Source organism: Saccharothrix sp. ST-888 (genome assembly GCF_000955975.1).
GTDB lineage: Bacteria > Actinomycetota > Actinomycetes > Streptomycetales > Streptomycetaceae > Kitasatospora.
Map to the genome: position 1 here is coordinate 1 of NZ_JYJF01000200.1, position 5,087 is coordinate 5,087.

3 protein-coding genes and 1 pseudogene are annotated in these 5,087 nt (G+C 68.1%); all 4 read left to right on the forward strand.

The window, feature by feature from the left end; genetic code table 11:
- Positions 1-911 (forward strand): ABC transporter permease (locus UK12_RS31765; protein WP_045306678.1); only part of this gene is annotated, 911 nt, incomplete at its 5' end.
- Positions 908-1,906: pseudogene (locus UK12_RS43780) on the forward strand (ABC transporter ATP-binding protein); the annotation flags it as partial. The gene UK12_RS31765 and the pseudogene UK12_RS43780, both read left to right, overlap by 4 nt.
- Positions 1,907-3,058: an oligopeptide/dipeptide ABC transporter ATP-binding protein gene (locus UK12_RS43785; protein ID WP_231591471.1), complete on the forward strand. Its 1,152-nt coding sequence runs from the start codon at positions 1,907-1,909 to the stop codon at positions 3,056-3,058.
- Between the two features lie 143 nt (positions 3,059-3,201).
- Positions 3,202-4,899, forward strand: a complete 1,698-nt coding sequence (locus UK12_RS31775) for an ABC transporter family substrate-binding protein (RefSeq protein ID WP_052682379.1) — start codon at positions 3,202-3,204, stop codon at positions 4,897-4,899.
- Positions 4,900-5,087: the final 188 nt, after the last annotated feature.

Below are 5,087 nucleotides of genomic sequence, written 5' to 3' on the forward strand. Positions count from 1 at the left end.
TGGCCCTGGTGGGCCTGGGCATCCTGGTCCTGCTCTTCCTGGCGGCCTACGTCGGCCCGCTGTTCGACAAGTACGACTACACCTTCCACGACTACATGGCCTTCAACGCCGCGCCCAGCGGCGACCACTGGTGGGGCACCAACCAGGGCGGCCAGGACCTCTTCGCGCTCACCATGCGCGGTCTGCAGAAGTCCCTGGTGATCGGCCTGCTGGTGGGCGTCATCACCACCCTGGTCGCCGCGGTCGTCGGCGCCGTCTCGGCGTACTACGGCGGCTGGATCGACCGGGTCCTGATGTGGGGCGTCGACCTGCTGCTGGTGCTGCCCAGCTTCCTGATCATCGCCGTACTCTCGCCGCTGTTCCAGAAGGCCAGCTGGCTGATCTTCGTGGTGCTGCTGGCGGCGTTCGCCTGGATGATCACCGGCCGCGTGGTGCGCTCGATGACGATGACCCTGAAGGACCGGGAGTTCGTCAAGGCCGCCAAGTACATGGGCGTGCCGGGACCGGTCATCATCTTCCGGCACATCCTGCCGAACATGGCCTCGCTGCTGATCATCGACGCGGTGATCCAGGTCGGCGCGGCGGTCATCGGCGAGAGCGGCCTGTCCTTCCTGGGCTTCGGCATCCAGGCGCCGGACGTCTCGCTCGGCACGATCATCGCCGACAACACCACCAACGCCCCGACCTTCCCGTGGCTGTTCTACTTCCCGGCCGGCTGCCTGGTGCTGATCGGTATCGCGGTCTCCTTCATCGGTGACGGCCTGCGGGACGCCCTCGACCCGAACGCCTCCGGCGCCAAGGCCAAGGCCAAGAAGCTCAAGAAGACCGGTGAGACCAAGGCCGGCGCGACCAACCTGTCCAACCAGCTGCAGGGCCCGAGCACCTCTACCGATGTGCTGAGCACCTCATGACGGCCGCGAACGACTCCTCGCAGCCCTCGGACAGCACCCGTACCAAGGAAGGACTCCGACCGGTGACCGACACCCGGCTGGACCAGGCTCAGCCCATCCTCGAAGTCAGCGACCTGCAGGTCTCGTTCCCCAGCGAGGCCGGCGAGGTGCGCGCCGTGCGCGGCGTCTCGTACGCCGTCCGCCCCGGCGAGGTGCTGGGTATCGTCGGCGAGTCCGGCTCCGGCAAGTCGGTGTCCTCGATGGCCGTGCTCGGCCTGCTGCCCGACAGCGCCGCGGTCTCCGGCTCGATCAAGCTGGGCGGCCGTGAGCTGCTCGGCCTCTCGGACAACGAGATGTCCAGGATCCGCGGCAAGGACATCGGCATGGTCTTCTAGGACCCGCTGTCCGCGCTCACCCCGGTCTACAGCGTCGGCACCCAGATCGTCGAGGCCCTGCAGATCCACCAGGAGCTGAGCAAGGAGAAGGCCCGCGAGCGCGCCGTCGAACTGCTCGACCTGGTCGGCATCCCGGACCCGCGGCGCCGGGTGGACAACTTCCCGCACGAGTTCTCCGGCGGCATGCGCCAGCGCGCGATGATCGCCATGGCGATCGCGAACGACCCCAAGGTGATCATCGCCGACGAGCCGACCACCGCGCTCGACGTGACCATCCAGGCCCAGGTGCTCGAAGTCCTGAAGAAGGCCCAGGACGTCACCGGCGCCGCCATTGTGATGATCACTCACGACCTCGGTGTGATCGCCGGCTTCGCCGACCGCGTCCAGGTGATGTACGCGGGCAAGCCGGTCGAGGCCGGCACCGTGGACGAGGTGTACTACACGCCCCGGATGCCGTACACCATCGGCCTGCTGGGTTCGATCCCGCGCCTGGACGACACCGAGCGCCGCGCGCTGACCCCGATCGAGGGCACCCCGCCGTCGATGGTCGAGCTGCCGCAGGGCTGCCCGTTCGAGGCCCGCTGCCCGATCGCGATCGAGCGCTGCCGCGAGGTGGAGCCCATGCTGTCGGTCAAGGAGGGCAACACTCACCCGACCGCCTGCCACCGCAGCCACGAGCTGGGCAACGCCCTCGACCCGGACACCATCTACCCGGTTCCCGAGGTCCCCGCCGTCTCCGCGCTGGAGCAGCGCCCGCGCGCCGAGCGTACGACCGTCCTCGAACTCGACAACCTGACCAAGCACTTCGCGCTCAGCAAGGGCGCGATCGTCAAGCGCAAGGTCGGCGTGGTCAAGGCCGTCGACGGTATCTCGCTGGACATCCGCGAGGGCGAGACGCTCGGTCTGGTCGGCGAGTCCGGCTGCGGCAAGACCACCACCCTGCTGGAGATCCTGGACCTGCCCAAGGACCAGGTCGGCACCGTCACGGTCTTCGGCAAGGAGACCAAGAGCATGGACCGGGCCGACCGCAAGGCGCTCCGCCGGGACATGCAGATCGTCTTCCAGGACCCGATGGCCGCCCTGGACGCCCGGATGCCGGTCGGCGACATCCTCGCCGAGCCGCTGAAGACCCACGGCTGGGAGAAGGTCAGGATCGCCGCCCGGGTCCCCGAGCTGCTGGAACTGGTCGGCCTCAAGCCCGACCACGCCGACCGCTACCCGCAGGAGTTCTCCGGCGGCCAGCGCCAGCGCATCTCGATCGCCCGCGCCCTGGCCCTGGAGCCCAAGCTGGTCGTCCTGGACGAGCCCGTCTCGGCCCTGGACGTCTCCATCCAGGCCGGCGTGCTGAACCTGCTGGACGAGCTCAAGAACAAGCTCGGTCTCAGCTACCTGTTCGTCGCCCACGACCTCTCCGTGGTCCGGCACATCGCCGACCGGATCGCGGTGATGTACCTCGGCCGTATCGTCGAGATCGGCGACACCGAGTCGATCTTCGAAGCACCCTCCCACCCGTACACCCAGGCTCTGCTCTCCGCCGTACCGCTCCCCGACCCACGCAAGGAGCGCGAGCGGACCCGGATCCTGCTCACCGGTGACCTGCCCAGCCCGGCCAACGTGCCGAGCGGCTGCCGGTTCCGCAACCGCTGCCCGAAGTACCTCACCCTCAGCGAGGACGAGCAGCTGCGCTGCCGCGACGAGGACCCCGCGAGCGACCGGCTCGGCGCCGACCACTCGGCCGCCTGCCACTACGCCCGTGCCCTCGAAGTGATCTGACCCCCACCGAGCTGCGCCTCAGGCGCCTTGCACCACCAGCACCGCCCAAGCACCGCCGCATCTCAAGCTCCACCGGCACCACCCGTCGCCTCGACGCTGCCGGGCCTACTCACCGATATCCGTACACCACCAGGGGGAACCCCTTGAAGCACAACCGGATCCCGGTCGCGCTGGTCGCCACCATCGCCGCCGCCTCGCTGTCCCTCACCGCCTGCTCCAGCAGCAAGAGCGACTCGGGTGCCCCGGCCGCCTCCGAGGCGCCGAAGATGACCCAGAGCGCGATGAACACCAAGGACCGTGCCGACCTGAAGCAGGGCGGCACCCTCAACTGGGCCATCGACCAGCTCTCCTCGCAGTGGAGCCCGATCGAGGCGGACGGCAACGAGACCTCCACCACCGATGTCATGAAGGCGCTCATGCCGACCTTCTGGCGCTCGGACGCGGGCGGCACCCAGACCCCGAACAAGGCGTACCTGCTGGATGCCAAGGCGGAGACCAAGGACGGCAAGCAGGTCGTCACCTGGACCCTGAACCCGAAGGCCAAGTGGTCCGACGGCACCCCGATCACCTGGCAGGACATCGACGCCAACGTCAAGGCGCAGAACGGCCAGAACAAGGACTTCAAGGCCACCTCGACCACCGGTTTCGACCAGGTCGAGAGCGTCGTCAAGGGTGCTGACGACTACCAGGCGATCATGACGTTCAAGACGCCGTACTCCGAGTGGCAGTCGATGTTCAACAACGCCGCCAACGCGCCGCTGATGCCGGCGAAGTACGTCGCCACCCCGGACGTCTTCAACACCGCGTACGTGGACAAGATCCCGGCCACCGCCGGTCCGTTCAAGCTGGACAAGATCGACCAGACCGCGAAGACCGTCACCGTGGTGGCCGACCCCAACTGGTGGGGCGACAAGGCCCAGCTGGACAAGATCGTCTTCAAGGCGATGGACACCAACACCATGCCGCAGGCGTTCGCCAACGGCGAGGTGGACTTCTACAACAACGGCCCGGACGCCTCCGGCTTCAAGCAGATCCAGGCGACCAAGGACGGCGAGGTCCGCGAGGCCGGCGGCCCGAACTACCGCCACATCATGCTCAACGGCAAGAGCCCGATGCTGACCGACCCGAAGGTCCGCGCCGCCATCTTCCAGGCCGTCGACCGCTCGACCATCGCCAAGTCGGACCTGAACGGCCTGGGCTGGCCGGCCGAGCCGATGAACAACCACTTCCTGGTGCCCGGCCAGAACGGCTACAAGGACAACTCGGGCGGCCTGAGCAAGTTCGACCCCGAGGCCGCCAAGAAGGCCCTGGACGACGCCGGCTGGAAGATGGACGGCGACGTCCGCAAGAAGGACGGCAAGGAGCTCGCGCTCAAGTTCGTCATCCCGGCCGGTGTCAGCGTGGCCACCAACGAGGGCTCGATGCTGACCCAGATGCTGCAGCAGATCGGCGTCAAGCTCACCATCTTCACCGCCCCGTCGAACGACTTCTTCGACAAGTACGTCTACAAGTTCGACTTCGACATGACCGCCTTCTCGCTGATCGGCACCCCGTTCCCGGCCGGTTCCTCGACCGCGAACTACGCCCAGAACGGTGGCGCCAACTACACCCAGGTCGGCAGCGACGCCCTGGACAAGGCGATGAACGACGCCGTCGCCGCCCCCACCACGGACGCCGAGTTCGCCGCGATCAACCAGGCGGACACCGAGGCGTGGAAGGTCTCCGCTCTGCTCCCGCTGTACCAGCGCCCCGCCATCTTCGGTGTGAAGAAGGCCGTCGCCAACCTCGGTGCCCCGGGCCTCGCGGACTACGTCTACGAGAACATCGGCTTCACCAAGTGATGACCGCTCGGCTCTGAGCCGCTCAACGGGACGGGCCCGGAGGGATTTTCCCTCCGGGCCCGTCCCGTTGTCCGTGCTACGCCGCCACCCGCACCGCGGCGAAGTGGCAGGCCGACTCGTGGGCGGCCCGGCCCTCCAGCGAGGGCACCGCGAGCAGCGGCACCTCGGTCGAGCACCGCTCCTCCGCC